Raw genomic sequence first — 17,142 nt, 5'->3', positions numbered from 1 at the left:
ATGAACTACCTCGCCCACCTGCTGCTGTCCGGCCCCGAGCCGGCGCTGCGTGTGGGTGGCCTGCTGGGGGATTTCGTCAAGGGTCCGCTGCACGGCGAGCGGCCCGCCCGCATCGAAGCCGGCATCCAGCTACACCGCCACCTCGATGCCTTTACCGACCAGGACCCGGCCTACCTGCAGGCACGCAGCCTGGTGCGACCACCGTGGCGACGCTACGCGGGGATCCTGCTGGATATCTGGTTTGACCACCAGCTGAGCCGCAGCTGGGCGGACTGGAGTACACAACCGCTGCCGCAATTCAGCGAGGACTGTCTCCTGGTGCTGCGCGATCACTGGCAGTGGCTGCCGCCGCGCTGCCAGCTGTTCTGTGAACGGGCGGAGCAGATCGGCCTGCTGCACCGCTACGGCGAAGCGCAGATACTGGCGCAGACCCTGAACCGGGTCGGCCAGCGCCTCAGCCGCCCGGTGCCGCTGGATGAGGCGCTGCCGCAGCTCGAGCCGGTGCGCGCGGAACTTGAACGGCATTTCGAGGCTCTGATGCAACGGTTGCTGCAGGAGGCGGCGCAGCAGCAACTTATCCGGGGCCCAGCCCCCTATCCGCCACACGGCCCTTGAGCCCCCGCCCTAATTTGCCTAGGGTAGCGCCATCAACCAAGGAGTTTTCCCCATGTCCCTGCCCGGTCCGCGCGCCATCTTCGCGCTCCTGTTTGCCGGCTGTGCCTTTCTCATCAGCGCGGCCATGTACCTGGAATATGTCGAGGGCCTGGAGCCGTGTCCGCTGTGCCTGACACAGCGCATCATGGTGATCCTGGTGGGCGTGGTTGCACTGGTTGCCGCGCTGCACAATCCCGGCGCAAGTGGGCGCAGGGCGTACGGCCTGCTGGTGTCGCTGTTCGCCGCCGGCGGCCTGTATTTTGCCGGGCGCCAGCTGTGGCTGCAGAGCCTGCCCGCGGACCAGGTGCCCGCCTGCGGGCCGGGCGTGAGTTACATGTTCGAGGCGTTCCCGTTCCTCGATTTTCTCAAGGTGATCCTCACCGGCGACGGCAACTGCGCCGAGGTCAAGTGGACCTTCCTCGGCCTGAGCATCCCGGGTTGGGCTGCGGTCGGCTTTGTGGGCCTGTTTGCGCTGGGCCTGTGGCAAGCGTTCCGTAAAACCCGCTGACGCCAGCGACAAACACAACGTCCAAAGGGGACCAGCCAAACCGTGCAACGGATACTGCCGGGACTCGCGACCCTGATCGGCTGTTTGCTCGCCGGAGAGTGGCTCGCGGCGCGCATCGATATCGGCCTGCCCGGCTCGGTTATCGGCATGCTGCTCCTGCTGCTACTGCTTGGCGGGATGGCACTGGCCGGCCGTCCGGTGCCGGACAGCCTCAACCGCACCAGCGACGCCCTGCTCAGTGTACTCGCGCTGCTGTTCCTGCCCGCTGCGGCAGGGGTCTTTTTCCTGCCGGAAGAGATCGTGCGGCAGTGGTTGCCGATTGCCGCGGCGATGGTGTTCGGCACCCTTATCAGCCTGGTGATCTCCGCGGTTCTGCTGCATTGGATGCTGCGCCGGAGCGAGCGCGATGACTGACACCACTGCGCAACTGCTGGCTCTGTTTCTTAATCTCACCGCCTTCCTGGTTGCGCTGGCCATCTACCGGCGCCTGCCAACGCCACTGCTGCACCCGATCATCGTTTCCTGTGTGCTGGTTGCCGCAACCCTGTATGCGACCGGCACCGGTTACGATACTTACCGCAAACACAGCCAGCTGCTGTACCTGATGCTGGGCCCGGCAGTGGTGGCGCTGGCGGTACCACTCAAGCACCATTTCAAGCTGGTGCGCCGCGCCGCCGTGCCGCTGATGGTCACGCTGCTGGTGACCACCCTGCTGTCACCACTGATCGCCGTACTGATTGCACTCGCCCTAGGCGCCAATGAGCAGGCACTGCTGGCCCTGTCCGCCAAATCTGCCACCACGCCCATCGCGCTGGCGCTGGCGGACGAGATCGGCGCCCTGCAGAGCCTCACCGCAGGCATCGTGGTGTTTTCCGGCGTCATCGGCGCGGTGTTCGGGCCGCCGATCCTCACCCGCCTCGGTATCACGGACCCGCGGGTAGTGGGCTTCGCCCTCGGCCTTAATGCCCACGCCGCCGGTACCGCGCGCGCACTCGAGCTCAGCGCGCTGTGCGGTGCCTTTTCCGGTCTCGCCATGGGGCTGTGCGGCACCCTGACCGCATTGCTGCTGCCCTGGGCGCTGACCATGCTCAGTTAGGGAAAATTGCAAGCCACTTTTGGCGCGCCTTGCCCTTGGCATCAGCGCGGCAAGGGTTCAATCTCGACCTCGCAAACAAAAATGCGGGACGCAACGACACCGCAGTGACGAAATCGAATACAGGGGTCAGCAGATGTTGGAGAATTGCAAAACGGCAAAGGAGCGCTGGGGCGGCGTCAGCGCGATCATCGATCGCTGGCTGCAGGAGCGCCAGGACCTGCTGGTGCGTTTCTGTGACCTGTCGAGCAAGGACAACCAGGAACAGACGAGTTACGGCGACAGCCTGCGTACCTTCTGCCAGATCCTGGTGGATTATGTTTCCGCCGGGCACTTCGAGGTCTACGACCAGCTGATTCGGGAGGGCAAGGAGTTCAACGACAAGCCCGCACTGCGCACCGCACAGACCCTGTACAAGAAAATCGACCCCACCACCGATCTCGCCCTGGACTTCAACGACAAATACCTGGAAACCGATGACCTCGACGCGATCGGCCGCGACCTGTCACAGCTGGGCGAGGCACTGGAAACCCGCTTTGCGGCGGAAGACGAGATGATCTCGGTACTGCACACGGCGCACAAGAACCAGGTCGCCTGAAACATCACCTAAAACATCGCCTGAAATACCGGATCGCGGGCACAAAAAAGGGGCCAGCGGCCCCTTTTTCAATCCCGGGTGCAGACCACTCAGTGGTTGTGCCCCTCGTGGTTTTCCTGCGCACCCTGTTCTGCATCGCCCTCTTCGGCCTTCTGCTCAACATTGGACTTGTGCAGCTCGATTTCGAACTGCAGGGTTGCGTTCGGGCCGATCTGGCCGCCCGCGCCGCCCGGGCCGTAGGCATGCTCTGACGGGATAAAGACTTCCCACTTGGAACCTTCCGGCATCAGCTGCAGGATCTCGGTCCAGCCGGGAATCACGCTGCCAACCGGGAATTGGGCGCGCTGGCCGCGGCTGTAGGAACTGTCGAACTCGGTACCGTCAATCAGGGTGCCGCGGTAATCGACTTCCACAACGCTCTCGGCAGTCGGCTTGGGGCCTTCACCTTCGCGTACCACCTTGTACTGCACGCCGGAATCCAGCGAAACCACGCCTTCCTTCTTGGCATTTTCCTCGAGGAACGCCTTGCCCTCGGCCAGGTTCTTCTCGCCGGATGCCTTGAACTCGGCCTCGCGCTCTGCCATCAGCTCCTGTTGCTTGGCCTGCATGTCCTTCTGGAAGGACATCAGGGTTTCCTGCTTTTCCTCGTCACTCAGGCGTGAGTCGCGGTCAGCGGCAACATCCTCAAGTGCCAGCAGGGCGATCTTCGGGTCCAGGGTGATGTCCTGCATCTTCAGGCGACGCGCCATATCTTCCGCGATGATATAGCTGACCTTCTGCTCCTGGGTCTCGAGTTTTACTTCTGCCGCTTCCGGTGCTGCCTGCTCTTTCTTGACGCATCCTGTGATCACAATACCCATTGCAACGGCGAGGGCCAGTGGTGCTTTCTTCATCGTGAATACTCTGCCTTAGTATTTTTGTCCGGATTCCGGAGTTTTCTTTCGGGCCAGGTGCTTGCGCAATATGCCGTGTAGCGCCTGTCTCAAGCCAGCACTTTTATCGCTGGAATGGCTGCAAGTCTACCCCATGGTTGCTACTCTGGCGACTTGGGCATCCCAAACGATACCGTACCGGCAAGGCTGGACAAAAAGTGTGACATCCGGCGCTTGGCAAAAATTATTTTTATTGCCACTATTTGCTGCCCTTTGACATATTTTTTTGGGATGACAGACGCTATTATCAGCGCTGGATTTCAAACGCCAACCAGACTTACCCGCAGGAAAAATTCATGGCCGCCAGAAAAAAAGTTGCCAACCCGGTCGCAGAACTGGAAGCACAAATCAAGAAGCTGCAGAGCCAGCTCGATAAAGCCCGTACCAAAAAACTCGGTGATGCTGAAAAGGCCGCTGCCAAGGCCACCAAGGCCGCAGAGTCCGCATCTAAAAAGCTGGCCGCCGCCTCAGCCAAACTGGCCGCAGCTCGCACTGCCGCGAAAGCAAAGAAAACTGCAGCTACCACCAAGCGCGTCGATGCCGCCAAGGCTGCAGTGGCAACCCAGACCAAACTGGTAAAAGAGGCAAAAGAGGAAGCGGCTCGCTGTAAGGAAGCCCTCGCATCTGCCAGGGCTGCGGCCAGGCTCGCCACCGATATCGCCAAGGCATCTGCAAAAGCGGAAGCCGAAGCGCTGAAGCCGAAGAAGAAAAAAGCCGCCAAGAAGCCTGCGGGCAAGAAAGTAGCTGCAGCCAAGCCAGCTGAAAAGAAAGCTGCGGCCAAAAAACCCACTACCAAAAAACCGGCCGCCAAAACCGTGAAAAAAGCGGCTGCCAAGGCGGCACCCAAAAAAGCCGCGGCGGCAAAGCCGGCATCCAAGCCAGGCGTGAAGAAGGCAGAGAAAAAGCCGGCAGAAAAGAAACCAGAAGCAGCCGCCAAACCGGCAGAGCAGAAGCCAGTTGAGAAAAAGCCGGTGCAGAGCCCGGCCGTAGAGGCCAAACCTGCAGCCAAAGAGTCAGTGGAAAAAGCGCCAGTGGACAAAGCCCCAGTGGAGAAGGCGCCGGAGCCGGTGAAGACCGAGGCACCGGTTGCTGCGCCAGCACCGAGCGAAGCGCCCAAGCCGGCAGCACCGGCCATCACGCCGGCGGCCGGCAGCGGCAGCCTGTTCGGCTCCGACGACTAGGTCAGCCGGCGCCAGAAACGCATTTAGCGGCCGATCACCCGGTCGACGTTGAAGTGCTCGAGAAGGCCCGCCCAGCGGGCCTTTTCTTTTGCCGGCAGGTTACTGGCCCGGGCAGCCACCTCCAGCGCCGCGCCGTCACTCGGCCAGCGGTCATCGGCCCTGAGGCCCCACAGCGCCTGCAGCTGGCGCTGCTCCATACGGATTTCCATGGCCTTGAGCCTTTCATACAGGCGCTGCGCCCGGGGCCAGCCCTTCAGCCGACGGCGCAACCGGCGGACGCTTTTCAGCATACGCCGCCGCGGTGCCAGGCGCCGGTCCGCCACTTCCCAGAGCTCCTGCCCCAGCGGCACTCCCTCACACTGCAGGTAGCTGGCCCACAACAACAGGCACACGTCCGCCCCGAATTCGTCCTGGCTGCGCAGCATCCATTCCTGCACCCCCGGGTAGCCGTAGAACTCCAGCGCAAATCGCCACAACGGGTTGTGAAGATGGTCCTCGGTTTGTGTCAAAGCGGGCTCCAGCACGATAAAATCCGCCCGATTCGCGGGAGCGCCCGCAGACCCGACAGAGGTATGCCCTTGATTGTAATCCAGAACCTGTCCCTGCTACGCGGTGGCCGCCAGTTACTCAGTAGTGCGGACCTGCGCATCAACCCCGGCGACAAGATCGGGCTGATCGGCGCCAACGGCGCCGGCAAGTCCAGCCTGTTCAAACTGCTGTTGGGTGAACTGGAGCAGGACGGCGGCGAACTGCAGGTACCGGCCGGCTGGCGCCTGGCACACATGGCCCAGGAGGTTGAGGCGAGCAACCGCAGTGCGCTGGACTATGTCATCGATGGTGACACGGAACTGCGGCGCGTGCAGGCAGCGCTGGAGAAAGACGCTCTCGATGGCAGCGAAGAAGCGCTGCTGCACGAGCGCATGGCACAGATCGACGGCTACAGCGCAGAGGCCCGGGCCGCACAGCTGCTGGACGGGCTCGGCTTTGCCCCGGCCGACCAGTCGCGGCCGGTGTCGGGCTTTTCCGGTGGCTGGCGTATCCGCCTCAATCTGGCGCGCGCGCTAATGTGCCCCTCGGACCTGTTGCTGCTGGACGAACCCACCAACCACCTGGACCTGGATGCCACCCTGTGGCTGGAAAGCTGGCTGCAGCGCTATCCGGGTACGCTGCTGATCATCTCCCACGACCGCGATTTCCTCGATGCGGTAGTAGGGCGCATCGTCAGTTTCGACAACCGCACCCTGGTGGCCTATGCGGGCAATTACAGCAGCTATGAGCGCCAGCGGGCCGAGCGCCTCGCGCAGCAGCAGGCGCAGTACGAGAAGCAGCAGGCTCAGCGCGCACATATGGAGGACTTCGTGCGCCGTTTCCGCGCCAAGGCCACCAAGGCGAAGCAGGCCCAGAGCCGCCTCAAGGCACTGGACAGGATGGCAGACATTGCCCCTGCACATGTGGATTCGCCGTTTCACTTCACCCTGCCGACGAGCGACAAGACTTCCAACCCCCTGCTCGACCTGCGCGAGGCCGACCTCGGCTATGCGGACAATGTCGTGCTCGGCAATATTTCCCTGGCGTTGCGGCCCGGCCAGCGTATCGGCCTGCTCGGCCCCAACGGCGCCGGCAAGTCGACCCTGATCAAGACCCTGGCCAGTGAACAGTCACCGCTGCGCGGCAGCCTGCAGGGCGGCGAGCACCTGCGTATCGGCTATTTTGCCCAGCACCAGCTCGAGGCCCTCGATAGCAGTGCCGATTGCGTATTACATGTGCAGCGCCTGTCCCCCGATGCCAGCGAGCAGCAGGTGCGGGATTTTCTCGGCAGCTTCGGCTTTATCGGCGATCGTGTGTTCGAGGCCGTGGGCAGTTTTTCCGGCGGCGAGAAAGCCAGGCTGGCACTGGCGCTGATTGCCTGGCAGAAACCCAACCTGTTACTGCTGGACGAACCCACCAACCACCTCGACCTGGAGGTGCGCCACGCACTCACCGTGGCGCTGGCGGAATTCGAAGGCGCGGTGGTGCTGGTCTCCCACGATCGCCACCTGCTGCGCAACACCGTGGACGAATTCCTGCTGGTGGCTGAGGGCCGGGTCGCCCCTTTCAGTGGTGACCTCGATGACTATCGCGACTGGCTGATCGATCACCGGCGCCGCAGCCGCGCCCAGGAAAGCACCCTTGAGGCCACTGGTGACACAGAGGCGCCCCGCATCGACCGCCGCGCACAGCGGCAGCAGGCAGCGGCACAACGGGAGAAGCTCAAGCCGCTGACCAACCGCCTGAAAAAACTGGAAGCGGAGATGGCCACAGCAGAAAAGGAACTGGCCCGGGTCGAGACGGCACTGGCGGACGAGGCGCTTTACAGTGGTAGTCAGCGGGAAAAGCTGGTGACCCTGACGCGGGAACAGGACACCTGGCGCGAGCGACTGGAAACTGCAGAGATGGAGTGGCTGGAGGTTTCCGAGCAGGTCGAGTCGCTGCGCGCTGGCTAGCGCCGCCCCATTTCGCATAACTGTCGGGGGGTTCACTTGCTGTGCGGGGGGCATCGGTTATGCTGTGGCAAAAACATGATCGGAGAGTCATTTATGTTACGCCCCCTGCTGATCACCGCGGCCCTGTTGGTCGCTGGATGCTCCCAGCCAGAAGATCCGCAAACCGGCAAAACCGCCCCGCAAGCGACGCCCGCCCAAAAGGTTGAGAGCCCGAAAGCCTCCGGAGACCTGCCCGAGTCCGGTGTCGACTACCATTCCTTTGCCAATCCGGACCAGTTCCGGGTCCAGCACCTGGCGCTGGACCTGGCGGTCGACTTTGCGCAAAAAGAATTATCCGGTACCGCCACACTCGAGCTGGAGAAAAAGGCTGCCGGTGCGACGGAACTGCGCCTGGATACGCGCGACCTGGATATCCGTTTGGCACAGGCACTGCAGGGCGACAACTGGCAGGACACCAGCTTTGAACTGAAAACCGCCGACCCGCACCTGGGCGCCGCTCTCGTGGTACAAGTCCCGGACGGCGCGCGCAGCGTGCGTATCGAATACGCCACCGCACCGGGCGCCTCCGGCGTACAGTGGCTGACGCCGGCGCAGACTGCGGGCAGGCAGCACCCCTTCCTGTTCACTCAGGCCCAGGCGATCCACGCACGCAGCTTCGTTCCCATCCAGGACACCCCGCAGGTACGCTTCAGCTATGAGGCGGTAATCCGCACACCGGAGCCACTGCGCGCCGTCATGAGTGCGGAGCTGAACGAAGAGAAGAGCAGTGCGGGCGAATACCACTTCGCCATGCCACAGGCAATCCCCTCCTACCTGCTGGCACTGGCGGTTGGCGACCTCGAATTCAAACCCATGGGCGCACGGACCGGCGTCTGGGCCGAGCCCTCCATGCTGGAAGCCGCAGTCAGGGAATTCGAGGATACCGAGGACATGCTGGAAGCCACAGAGAAGGTTTACGGCAAATACCGCTGGGATCGTTACGACCTGCTGATCCTGCCACCGAGCTTCCCGTTTGGCGGCATGGAAAACCCGCGCCTGAGCTTTATTACCCCCACTGTCATCGCCGGTGACAAAAGCCTGGTGGCACTCATCGCCCACGAGCTGGCCCACTCCTGGTCCGGCAACCTGGTCACCAATGCCAGCTGGCGCGATCTGTGGCTGAACGAGGGCTTCACTACCTACCTGACCAACCGGATTATGGAATTCGTCTTTGGTAACGATCGCTACCGCATGGAAATGGCCATGGGGTACGACGACCTGCTGGCAGACATCAAGGACAGGGAAGACCGCGATGAAATCATGGCGATTGACCTGCGCGGCCGCGACCCCGACGAAGTGTTCTCCAACATCCCTTACGAGAAAGGCTCACTGTTCCTGTACGAGATCGAAAACAAAATTGGTCGCGAGGCATTTGACCAGTTCCTGCTCGGTTACTTCGATCACTTTGCCTTCAAGAGCATTACCACCGAGGACTTTCTCGAATACCTCGACAAGACCCTGCTCGCCGACCACGCCGACAAGCTGGACCGCGCACGTATCGAGGAGTGGATTTTCAAACCGGGCCTGCCCGCCGGTGCACCGGAGCCACGCTCGGATGCCTTCGTACCGGTGGAGGAGCAGCGCGCGCAATGGCTCGATGGAAAACTGGCGGCCGATGCGATCGACACCAGTGGATGGACCTTCCACCACTGGAAAGTTTTCCTGGACGGCATGCCGGAGAAACTCAGCAGCGAGCAGCTCGCCGCCCTGGACAAGGCGCTCGACCTGACCGCAGTGAAAAATAATGAGGTGGCAGCCAGTTGGCTGAAGATTGCCGTGCGCAACCAGTATCAGCCCGCCTACCAGCGCCTCGAGGACTTCCTCACCAGTATCGGCCGCAATAAATTCCTGCGGCCGCTGTACCGCGCCCTGGTTGAGAGTGGCCAGCAACAGCTCGCACAGGAGATCTTCGAAAAAGCCAAGGGCGGCTACCACCCGTTGTCGGTCAAGGTGAACAGCCAGATCGTGTACGACCAATAACCCGCAGGCTTTCCTGCAGGCATAAAAAAACCGCGGCCGGATTTCCCGCCGCGGTTTTTTATTGCACCCGTTTTATTCGGTGACCGGCTCCTCGACCGTCACAGCAACCTTACCCACAACGCGGCGGTTGGCAGCACGGCCCTGTTCGGTACTATTGTCCGCAATGGGGCGCTCTTCCCCATAGCCGACCGATGACAGGCGCGCCGGGTCGATACCATACTGGCCGGTGAGGAGGCGTACCATTGCCGCCGCGCGGCGCTCGGACAGGCGTTTATTGTAGGCGGCCGAGCCCGAGCTGTCGGTGTGCCCCTCCACCACAATGCGGGCTTCCCCATAGCGCTCCATATACTCGACCAGCTGCTGCACATCTGCCGGGTCGTGGGATTCGATCACATCACTGTCGTGGGCAAAGCGCAGTGACAGGTCGAAACGGATGTCCCGCGCCCGCACCAGCACACAACCCTCGGCATTCACCTTCGATCCATAAGGGGTATTCAGGCACTTGTCGTCCCGGTCGGGCACGCCATCTCCGTCAGAATCCTGCTCCACCACCGGTTCGGGTGCTGGTGCCGGCACAGGTGCAGGCATGACAGGAACCGGGGCCGGTGCACGCGCGCCAAGGAGATAACTGATACCGAAGTTGAGGCCAAAATCCATATCCTCTTCGTCGAGGCTGTACAGGGTGCGGGCATCAGCGCGCAGCTGCCAGCAGCTGGACAGGCGATACTTGAAGCCGAGGCCGACATTGGCAAACGTCTCATCGTGGTCACGGCTTGCCGAGCCGAATTCAAACTTCTGGTCGCCGGCGCCGAACAACACGAACGTGCGCCACTGGCCCTGGTCGCCGCTCGGGGCGAAGTGATAAAGCGCATCGAGACGGTACTGGCGTCCGTCCACATCGAAGCCGGTGTCATCGTGCTCGGAATCGAGCCACTGCGCAAAGGCTTCCACCGTCCAGTCTTCGTTCAGGACATAACCAAATCCCAGGCTGGCGGTTTCACCGTTTTCCAGATCCCGATCACTGTCGATAAAGTCCCATCCAACCATGCCGGTAATTTCTGCCTGGTGGGTTTCCTGGGCCTGTACCGCGACTGCAACCGAAGCAGACAGCAGCAGGGCGCTAAATCCTTTTAGCTTTCTCATCTTGTTCCATTTCCTTGTGGACTGTGGAGAATTGTTTTTTATTTTATGCGGACAATAAGGAAAAGACTATCAGTCCGGCTCGATCTGCACGTACGTCGAAAACCCTGCGGTTCGTAACTGGCATTGCCGTCCTGCACAAAGCATCGTATCGTTGGATGAGCGAAGCAAAGTGTCCGGTCCGCAACCTGCTTGCGGCCCCAATAATTCCAATAACAGGAGTCGCTCTGTGAAAACTGCTACATCCGTACGTGCTCTGCTGGCTGCATTCGTGCTGGTCGCCCTGGCCTATAACACTGTCCGCGCTGACACCCCCAAAACCGACATGGAAAAAAACGTCGATGTCCGGGTGGAGAAACAATCCGATCAGGCAACCAAAGTTACTGTCAATGTAGACGGCAGCCAGAAAATTTTTGAGCTGCCAGAACTTGCCGAAGGGGAAAGCAAGACCCTTGATGTTGATGGCGATCCGGTAGAGATCAGCAAGTCGGGCGGCGTAACCGCAATTGTCGTTGCGGGCGAGACTATCCGCATTCCCGATCGCCATGCCATGCATAAGAAGCAGAGCAAAAAGCGCAAAATCATTTTGAAACAGCGCGGCGAGGCTGATGACATCCTGGTGATAGCCCGCGGCCTCAACGAGGGCCAGCAGCGTGCAATTCAGGAGGCGTTGTCCGATATCGATCTCGATGGCCGCAAGGTGCGGATACTCGGAGGCCTATCCGGGAAAGGCATGAGGGATGTCGAAATTGAGCAGGAAATCGAGGAGGAAATCGAACTGGAAGTAGAAAACAGTCAATAGCCGAACAGTATCAGGGCGCTGCAGTGCAGCGCCGCTTCCCGGTATTAATCTGCAGAATTCATTTCCACCCAGTTCTGGTCGGCCTCCTCGATATTGCCCACCATATCTCTCTCCCAGATCTCAAGCGACTTGTCATTGTTGTTCAGGTAAAGGCGGTCATCGACAATTTTCCAGCTATCCGGGCGCGGGGGCGCTTCGAAGCCCCGCGACATGGCGTAGGCGCAGTGACCGCCATAAGCCGGCACAAATTTTTCAGGGTCGGCTGCGAACAGGTCCCGGTTTTCTTCAGATGCAAATCGCCAGGTGACATCGGCCCAGTCGTAAGTAATTTTCGATGAACCTTTCACGGATTTCTCACCAGGCTTGAGACTGTAATAGGCGACTACATCGGCACCCTTGAGGGCATCGCGGAACAGATGGGAATAGACATTGGCATCGGCAGGGATGGCCACAGTCTCGCCGGAATCTGTTACCGCGTTGGCGTCATTCGCCAGGGTCGACTGGCAAGCGATGAGCAGGAGTACAGCAATAGCAGTCCGTTGAAACATAGAGCACCCTCGAGATTCAGTTCAGATTGTTTTTGTAAGACTATTGTTTTAAGACTGTCGTTATGAAACTGATGCTTTGAGTAGAGGGTATTGAATTAGTTCAGCCGCTGGCAAGCAGATGAGACAGGAGGAGGCGATCCGGCGAAGAAACTGCCCGCAACTGGCACTTGCGCACCAGATGGTGCGCACCAATGAAGCCATGCCCTAGTTGTGGTAACGCCAGTCGTCGCCGCCAAACAGGTAGCCGATGCCAAACGTGACCCTGGCATCGGTAAAATCGTCATCGCGATAACCGCGCACTTCGAAACGATACTGGATCCGGTTGCCGCTGTGGAATTTGAGCCCCATACCCAGATTGCCCTGCAGCGAGCGATCCTCTTCATTCAACTCGCCATCGAGCCAGGTTTCACCGAGGCCGAATGCCACATAGGGTGTCCAGCAATCGAGCCATCGATGGAAGTTGTACATGAAATCCAGGTGGTAGACATCGACACGCACATCGATACCGGAATCCTTCAGGTCGGTATCGAAGCGGCTGTAATATCCCTCGAAGCTCCAGTGCTCCGTGATGTTGTAACCGATACCGATGCCGATCCCGGTCGAGTCTGCGTAGCTGTCGTTGGGGAAGTCATCGCCGACAAATTCTTCGGGGCGTGAAGAGTCAAAGAAATAAGTGCCGGTGTTCAAATAGAGGCTGACGGTATCCTTGTCTTCCGACAATGCCGGCGTGGCGAGTAAATACAGCGCCAGCGCGGCAACCATGCGTTTCATACTGCCCGGCTCCCTGCGTTATGCATCCGGTTATTTTCTGGGGCATTTAAGTCTAGCAGCTGTGTTTGGCACCGGGGTCCGGCATCCATGGTTACCCTGGATGTGACGCTAGATTTTTTTTATACAGCAGGTCCCAGACACCATGGCCGAGGCGCGCACCGCGGCGCTCGAACTTGGTTTCCGGCCGGAAGTCAGGGCGCTCGGCAAAATTGCCTGTACCCTGCGTGTTTTCCAGTTCCGCTATGGGCTCCAGTACTTCCTGCATATGCTCGGCGTAATTTTCCCAGTCTGTGGCCATATGCACCATGCCGCCCGGCTTGAGCTTGGCGATGATGCGCTGCATAAACGGCGGCTGCACAATGCGGCGCTTGTGGTGCTTTTTCTTGTGCCACGGATCCGGGAAGTACAGCTGGAAGCGATCGAGAGACGCATCGGCAATGCAGTCCTCCAGCACATCGGTGGCGTCCGCCATATAGATGCGCAGGTTTTTGATGCCTTCCTTGCCGGCACTGTTGAGCAGCCGGCCGACACCCGGTGGGTGCACCTCGATACCGATAAAATCCTTGTCCGGCTCATTCTGCGCCATCTGCAGCAGCGAGTCGCCCATGCCAAAACCGATCTCCAGCACCAGCGGCGCCTTGCGCCCGAATGTGGCCTCAATGTCGAGCGGGCCGTCAAACAGGGACAGACCGTATTCGGCCCAGTAACGATCGAACGCATTTCGCTGCGCGCCAGTGATGCGACCGCCGCGGATCACAAAACTGCGGATATCCTTGCGCTTGTATTCGATTTTATAGGGACTCTCGTCCTGGTCGTCTGTTTGGGGCTGTTTCGGATTTTCGTTCATGGTACTTCAGAATTTTTCTTAAGAGCTGATGCGGCGTGGCGGAAGCTCACTTGCGAGACCTTCGGCCGCATGGACTGATGCGGCACCCCGACTGACGAAGAGCCTACAGGGATGTATTCACGGCGTGTCTCGCAAGGGAATACCGCCGGCGCCGCCTCGTAGTTTAGGGAATTTTCAGCACGGCAACCGCCAGCGCAATCCATGCACCGATCAGCAGGGTGCCGCCCAGTGGCGTTACCGGCCCCAGCCACCGCGGCCCGCCCAGCGCCAGCCAATAAAGGCTGCCGCTGAAAAAGACAATGCCAACCACCATCATGCTGGCTGATACCGACAATGCACGGCTCTGGCCGACATGGAGCGCCAGCAGGCCTATGCCCAGCAGCGCCAGCGCGTGCACCTGTTGGTAGTGTACGCCGGTCTTGAACGCCTCCAGCAGGTTTTGCGCCAGCTTTGCCTTGAGGCCATGGGCGGCTAAGGCGCCGAGTGCGACGCCGGTGGCGCCGAACAGTGCTGCGAGTAAAAGGGTGAGTTTTGCCACTGGAGGCTCCATCTGGTCCATCAGCACCGCGCGCAGGTTTCCGTTTTCAAAAACGCATGAATACGTCCGTGTAGCTCCGATCGCGACATCCCTGTCGCGACGGTTTTGAAAACGAAAGCCTGCCCCCGGCTCGTACGCTGTCCATTTCACAAAAACAAAAAAGCCGTGTCGAAACACGGCTTTTCAGAACGGGCGGGGCGGCTATCAGGCCTCCATCGCCACCCGGACTTTCTTCATGGCGTTCTTTTCCAGCTGGCGGATACGCTCCGCGGAAACGCCGTACTTGCCGGCGAGCTCGTGCAGCGTGGCCTTGTCTTCGGTCAGCCAGCGGGACTGAATGATGTCGCGACTGCGATCGTCCAACTGCTCCATGGCCTCAGCGAGGCTGGCGAGACTGGTTTCCTGCCAGTTGTCCTGCTCCAGCTGGGCGGCCGGATCATAACGGCGGTCTTCCAGGTAGTGGGCTGGCGCCTGGTAGGCGGTGTCGTCATCGTCATCCGCACCGGCATCGAAAGATGCATCGTAAGCCGACAGACGACCTTCCATCTCCTGCACATGCTTGAGGTCGACGTTCAGGTCCTCGGCAACCGCCTTGGCCTCGTCGTGGGTCAGCCATGCCAGTTTCTTCTTCTGGCCGCGCAGGTTGAAGAACAGCTTGCGCTGCGCCTTGGTGGTAGCCACCTTGACGATGCGCCAGTTGCGCAGGATGAATTCATGAATTTCAGCCTTGATCCAGTGCACGGCAAAGGACACCAGGCGCACACCCTTCTCCGGGTTGAAGCGCTTGACCGCCTTCATCAGGCCGACGTTGCCTTCCTGGATCAGGTCGCCCTGATTGAGGCCGTAACCGGAGTAGGACTTGGCGATATGCACCACAAAGCGCAGGTGTGACATCACCAGCTGGCGTGCCGCATCCAGGTCTTCGCGATAATACAGATCTTCTGCCAGCTGCTTTTCCTGCTCTGCGGAAAGCACATGGAAGCTGCTCACCGTCTGGATGTACGCCCCGAGGTTTGCACCCGGTGAAAGCACATCAACTGGCTGTAAGCTGGTTCCCATAAAGGCATTACTCCTATTCAAACTGGGCTCTAGTCTAGCAGTGCCACCCGGCGCGGCCAAGACCCGATTCTGGCGCACAAGTCCCGCCATCACAGGGTTTGACCCTGTGGCGCAGGAAGGGTTCCCTGCGGGATTGACCGCCTGTTCATGCGCATTTAGCGCGGCTCTATGCCGGAAATATGCCGCATGACCGCAACCCAGGCCCCGAGCAGGCCGAGGATGGCGGCGCCGCCCACCAGCAGCAACATGGTGGTGACTCCCATACCGCGCAATTCGAAGCTGCTCTGGTAGCTCTGTGCCAGGTCCTGCGCGGGGCCGGACAGCAGCGCCAGCCCCAGCATCACCAGACCCCAGGCCACCAGGCCGCCAGTCAGGCCGTACCAGAAACCGGAATAAAGGAACGGCCGGCGTACGAACGCATTGGTGGCGCCGACCAGCTTGACCACCAGTATCTCGTCGCGCCGGCTCTCGATGTGCAGGCGAATGGTGTTGACCACCACCAGCACCACACCCACGGCCAGCAGGGCGGCAAACCCCAGCAGTAACCGCTGCGCCAGGGCTGTCAGCTGCGCGAGGCGCTGAACCCAGGCCACGTCCAGAACCACTGAGTCAGTCAACGCGCTGTCGCGCAGGCGTTGGGCCAGCGTTTCCAGCTCTGCCTGGTTGGCGCTGGCCGGGCGCAACAGGAACACAGTGGGAAGCGGGTTTTCCTGCAGGCCGTCGAGTACGTCGCCGAAGCCGGACTGGGCCTCAAACTCGGCCAGCGCCTGCTCCGGGGTAACTTCCTGCACTTCTGCTACCAGAGGGTCTGCCTCCAGTTTCCCGGCAAACTGCTGCAAGGCCTGCGGCCGTGCGCGCTTGTCCATAAAAACGGAGATTTGCGGCTGGCCGTCCCAACCGGCCACCGCCTGCTGGAAGTTGGCAAGGCCCACGTAGAGCGCGGCGGGCAGTGCAAGTGCAATGGCAATCACGAGTGAGGTCATGGCACTGGACAGCGGCGCGGCCATAAACCGGCGCCAGGCTTCCGCTGCCATCTCACGGTGATGCAGCAACCAGCCACGCAGACGGTCATTCGCCGTGATCCCGGCGGTAGAAGCGCCGCTGCGCAGCTTTGGCTCCGCCGTCTCGCGGCGGCTGGTTTCAGGCCGGTTGTGGTTCATGCGCTGGCACCCCGTCGTAAATCAGCTGGCCGGCCTGCAGCGCCAGTACGCGCTGCTGCATGCGCCGGATCAATTCCAGGTCGTGGCTCGCCACCAGCACCGTCACGCCCACGGCATTGAACTGGCGGAACAGGCCCATCACCTCGGCGGAGAGTTCCGGATCCAGGTTACCGGTTGGCTCGTCGGCCACCAGCAGGCTGGGCTTGTTCACCACGGCACGCGCGATACCGACACGCTGTTGCTCACCACCGGACAGCGCAATCGGGTTCTGGCGCTCTTTGCTGAGCAGGCCCACCTTGTCCAGCGCTGCGCGTACGCGGCGCGCCACATCGCGCGGGGCATAGCCGGCAACCTGCAGGGGCAGGGCGACATTGTCGAATACGCTGCGATCGAACAGTAACTGGTGGTTCTGGAACACAATGCCGATATTGCGGCGGAAGTAGGGCACCTGGCCCCGTGACAGGCGACCCAGGTTCTGGCCGCCGACGATGATCTGGCCGCGGGTGGGCTTTTCTATGGCGGTCAGCAGCTTGAGCAGGGTGCTCTTGCCGGCGCCGGAGTGGCCGGTCAGGAATACCAGCTCGCCGCGGCCGATCTCCAGGCTGACGCGCGCAAGGGCGTCCTGGCCGGTCTCATAGCGTTTGGTGACGTTGTCGAATTTGATCATTGTTCTTTTTATGTTCCCCCGAGACCCCTTTCGGCGCCTGCGGTAAATAGTTTCAAAACTGCCTGACGGCTTCTCTCCATGTCAAACAAAAGAAGCCTTTCGGCAAATGTTTTGAAACTATTTCCCCCAGTCCCCTTGATCG

Annotated in this window: 19 protein-coding genes; 9 read left to right on the top strand and 10 right to left on the bottom strand. The window is 60.8% G+C overall.

Annotated features, from left to right (window positions below; genetic code table 11):
* The 5 genes from QSJ80_RS02590 (at nucleotide 1) to rsd (ending at nucleotide 2,853) form a co-directional block, all read left to right on the top strand.
* Nucleotides 1–615, top strand: a complete 615-nt coding sequence (locus QSJ80_RS02590) for an acyl carrier protein phosphodiesterase (protein ID WP_285762703.1) — start codon at nucleotides 1–3, stop codon at nucleotides 613–615.
* A 52-nt stretch (nucleotides 616–667) separates the two neighbouring features.
* Complete coding sequence (locus tag QSJ80_RS02585; protein WP_285762702.1) at nucleotides 668–1,162, top strand: disulfide bond formation protein B; 495 nt, start codon at nucleotides 668–670, stop codon at nucleotides 1,160–1,162.
* Nucleotides 1,163–1,204: 42 nt separating this feature from the next.
* Entirely contained in the window at nucleotides 1,205–1,576 is a 372-nt protein-coding gene (locus QSJ80_RS02580) for a CidA/LrgA family protein (protein WP_285762701.1), read from the top strand.
* Nucleotides 1,569–2,258, top strand: a complete 690-nt coding sequence (locus QSJ80_RS02575; protein WP_285762700.1) for an LrgB family protein — start codon at nucleotides 1,569–1,571, stop codon at nucleotides 2,256–2,258. The genes QSJ80_RS02580 and QSJ80_RS02575 overlap by 8 nt, the downstream gene beginning before the upstream one ends.
* Nucleotides 2,259–2,391: 133 nt before the next feature.
* The gene (gene rsd / locus QSJ80_RS02570; RefSeq protein WP_285762699.1) at nucleotides 2,392–2,853 is read left to right on the top strand and encodes a sigma D regulator; all 462 of its coding nucleotides are present in this window, start codon (nucleotides 2,392–2,394) and stop codon (nucleotides 2,851–2,853) included.
* 89 nt (nucleotides 2,854–2,942) lie between these two features.
* Here rsd and bamJ read toward each other — a convergent pair whose 3' ends face one another.
* Complete coding sequence (gene bamJ / locus QSJ80_RS02565) at nucleotides 2,943–3,746, bottom strand: BamJ family beta-barrel-assembly machinery protein (protein WP_285762698.1); 804 nt, start codon at nucleotides 3,744–3,746, stop codon at nucleotides 2,943–2,945.
* Between the two features lie 335 nt (nucleotides 3,747–4,081).
* Between bamJ and QSJ80_RS02560 the strand changes: the two genes are divergently transcribed.
* Nucleotides 4,082–4,966: a hypothetical protein gene (locus QSJ80_RS02560; RefSeq protein WP_285762697.1), complete on the top strand. Its 885-nt coding sequence runs from the start codon at nucleotides 4,082–4,084 to the stop codon at nucleotides 4,964–4,966.
* A gap of 23 nt (nucleotides 4,967–4,989) precedes the next feature.
* On the opposite strand, the gene QSJ80_RS02555 is transcribed toward QSJ80_RS02560, so the two are convergent.
* The gene (locus QSJ80_RS02555) at nucleotides 4,990–5,475 is read right to left on the bottom strand and encodes a TIGR02444 family protein (protein ID WP_285762696.1); all 486 of its coding nucleotides are present in this window, start codon (nucleotides 5,473–5,475) and stop codon (nucleotides 4,990–4,992) included.
* 69 nt (nucleotides 5,476–5,544) lie between these two features.
* On the opposite strand from QSJ80_RS02555, the gene QSJ80_RS02550 reads away from it, so the two are divergent.
* Entirely contained in the window at nucleotides 5,545–7,449 is a 1,905-nt protein-coding gene (locus QSJ80_RS02550) for an ABC-F family ATP-binding cassette domain-containing protein (RefSeq protein WP_285762893.1), read from the top strand.
* A 93-nt stretch (nucleotides 7,450–7,542) separates the two neighbouring features.
* Nucleotides 7,543–9,468: a M1 family metallopeptidase gene (locus QSJ80_RS02545; RefSeq protein WP_285762695.1), complete on the top strand. Its 1,926-nt coding sequence runs from the start codon at nucleotides 7,543–7,545 to the stop codon at nucleotides 9,466–9,468.
* Nucleotides 9,469–9,540: 72 nt separating this feature from the next.
* Here QSJ80_RS02545 and QSJ80_RS02540 read toward each other — a convergent pair whose 3' ends face one another.
* The gene (locus tag QSJ80_RS02540; RefSeq protein WP_285762694.1) at nucleotides 9,541–10,611 is read right to left on the bottom strand and encodes an OmpA family protein; all 1,071 of its coding nucleotides are present in this window, start codon (nucleotides 10,609–10,611) and stop codon (nucleotides 9,541–9,543) included.
* 226 nt (nucleotides 10,612–10,837) lie between these two features.
* On the opposite strand from QSJ80_RS02540, the gene QSJ80_RS02535 reads away from it, so the two are divergent.
* Nucleotides 10,838–11,410: a hypothetical protein gene (locus QSJ80_RS02535; protein ID WP_285762693.1), complete on the top strand. Its 573-nt coding sequence runs from the start codon at nucleotides 10,838–10,840 to the stop codon at nucleotides 11,408–11,410.
* Nucleotides 11,411–11,454: 44 nt separating this feature from the next.
* Here the strand turns inward: QSJ80_RS02535 and QSJ80_RS02530 are convergent, their stop codons facing one another.
* From QSJ80_RS02530 to ftsE, 7 genes are all read right to left on the bottom strand, one after another.
* Nucleotides 11,455–11,958 carry a YHS domain-containing (seleno)protein gene (locus QSJ80_RS02530; protein ID WP_285762692.1) on the bottom strand — a complete coding sequence of 168 codons (504 nt, stop codon included), beginning with the start codon at nucleotides 11,956–11,958 and terminating at the stop codon, nucleotides 11,455–11,457.
* 204 nt (nucleotides 11,959–12,162) lie between these two features.
* Nucleotides 12,163–12,729, bottom strand: coding sequence for an outer membrane beta-barrel protein (locus QSJ80_RS02525; protein ID WP_285762691.1), 567 nt, complete (start codon nucleotides 12,727–12,729; stop codon nucleotides 12,163–12,165).
* Nucleotides 12,730–12,820: 91 nt separating this feature from the next.
* Nucleotides 12,821–13,576, bottom strand: coding sequence for a tRNA (guanosine(46)-N7)-methyltransferase TrmB (gene trmB / locus QSJ80_RS02520; RefSeq protein ID WP_285762690.1), 756 nt, complete (start codon nucleotides 13,574–13,576; stop codon nucleotides 12,821–12,823).
* 163 nt (nucleotides 13,577–13,739) lie between these two features.
* Nucleotides 13,740–14,114: a DUF423 domain-containing protein gene (locus QSJ80_RS02515; protein ID WP_285762689.1), complete on the bottom strand. Its 375-nt coding sequence runs from the start codon at nucleotides 14,112–14,114 to the stop codon at nucleotides 13,740–13,742.
* Between the two features lie 204 nt (nucleotides 14,115–14,318).
* On the bottom strand, nucleotides 14,319–15,173 hold the full coding sequence (rpoH, locus tag QSJ80_RS02510; protein ID WP_285762688.1) for an RNA polymerase sigma factor RpoH: 855 nt from the start codon (nucleotides 15,171–15,173) through the stop codon (nucleotides 14,319–14,321).
* A 155-nt stretch (nucleotides 15,174–15,328) separates the two neighbouring features.
* Nucleotides 15,329–16,333, bottom strand: coding sequence for a permease-like cell division protein FtsX (gene ftsX / locus QSJ80_RS02505; RefSeq protein WP_285762687.1), 1,005 nt, complete (start codon nucleotides 16,331–16,333; stop codon nucleotides 15,329–15,331).
* Complete coding sequence (gene ftsE / locus QSJ80_RS02500; RefSeq protein ID WP_285762686.1) at nucleotides 16,314–17,000, bottom strand: cell division ATP-binding protein FtsE; 687 nt, start codon at nucleotides 16,998–17,000, stop codon at nucleotides 16,314–16,316. The genes ftsX and ftsE overlap by 20 nt, the downstream gene beginning before the upstream one ends.
* Nucleotides 17,001–17,142 lie beyond the last annotated feature (142 nt).

Origin of the sequence: Biformimicrobium ophioploci (assembly GCF_030270605.1) — a bacterium.
Lineage (GTDB): Bacteria > Pseudomonadota > Gammaproteobacteria > Pseudomonadales > Cellvibrionaceae > Biformimicrobium > Biformimicrobium ophioploci.
This window is presented reverse-complemented; position numbering and strand designations above follow the sequence as displayed.

Excerpts from the sequence above, each read along its gene's own strand:
- QSJ80_RS02575 (WP_285762700.1), top strand. The coding sequence starts at position 1,569 with ATGACTGACACCACTGCGCAACTGCTGGCTCTGTTTCTTAATCTCACC.
- QSJ80_RS02545 (WP_285762695.1), top strand. The coding sequence starts at position 7,543 with ATGTTACGCCCCCTGCTGATCACCGCGGCCCTGTTGGTCGCTGGATGC.
- rsd (WP_285762699.1), top strand. The coding sequence starts at position 2,392 with ATGTTGGAGAATTGCAAAACGGCAAAGGAGCGCTGGGGCGGCGTCAGC.
- rpoH (WP_285762688.1), bottom strand. The coding sequence starts at position 15,173 with ATGGGAACCAGCTTACAGCCAGTTGATGTGCTTTCACCGGGTGCAAAC.
- QSJ80_RS02525 (WP_285762691.1), bottom strand. The coding sequence starts at position 12,729 with ATGAAACGCATGGTTGCCGCGCTGGCGCTGTATTTACTCGCCACGCCG.
- ftsX (WP_285762687.1), bottom strand. The coding sequence starts at position 16,333 with ATGAACCACAACCGGCCTGAAACCAGCCGCCGCGAGACGGCGGAGCCA.
- trmB (WP_285762690.1), bottom strand. The coding sequence starts at position 13,576 with ATGAACGAAAATCCGAAACAGCCCCAAACAGACGACCAGGACGAGAGT.
- ftsE (WP_285762686.1), bottom strand. The coding sequence starts at position 17,000 with ATGATCAAATTCGACAACGTCACCAAACGCTATGAGACCGGCCAGGAC.
- QSJ80_RS02585 (WP_285762702.1), top strand. The coding sequence starts at position 668 with ATGTCCCTGCCCGGTCCGCGCGCCATCTTCGCGCTCCTGTTTGCCGGC.
- QSJ80_RS02590 (WP_285762703.1), top strand. The coding sequence starts at position 1 with ATGAACTACCTCGCCCACCTGCTGCTGTCCGGCCCCGAGCCGGCGCTG.
- bamJ (WP_285762698.1), bottom strand. The coding sequence starts at position 3,746 with ATGAAGAAAGCACCACTGGCCCTCGCCGTTGCAATGGGTATTGTGATC.
- QSJ80_RS02530 (WP_285762692.1), bottom strand. The coding sequence starts at position 11,958 with ATGTTTCAACGGACTGCTATTGCTGTACTCCTGCTCATCGCTTGCCAG.
- QSJ80_RS02560 (WP_285762697.1), top strand. The coding sequence starts at position 4,082 with ATGGCCGCCAGAAAAAAAGTTGCCAACCCGGTCGCAGAACTGGAAGCA.
- QSJ80_RS02540 (WP_285762694.1), bottom strand. The coding sequence starts at position 10,611 with ATGAGAAAGCTAAAAGGATTTAGCGCCCTGCTGCTGTCTGCTTCGGTT.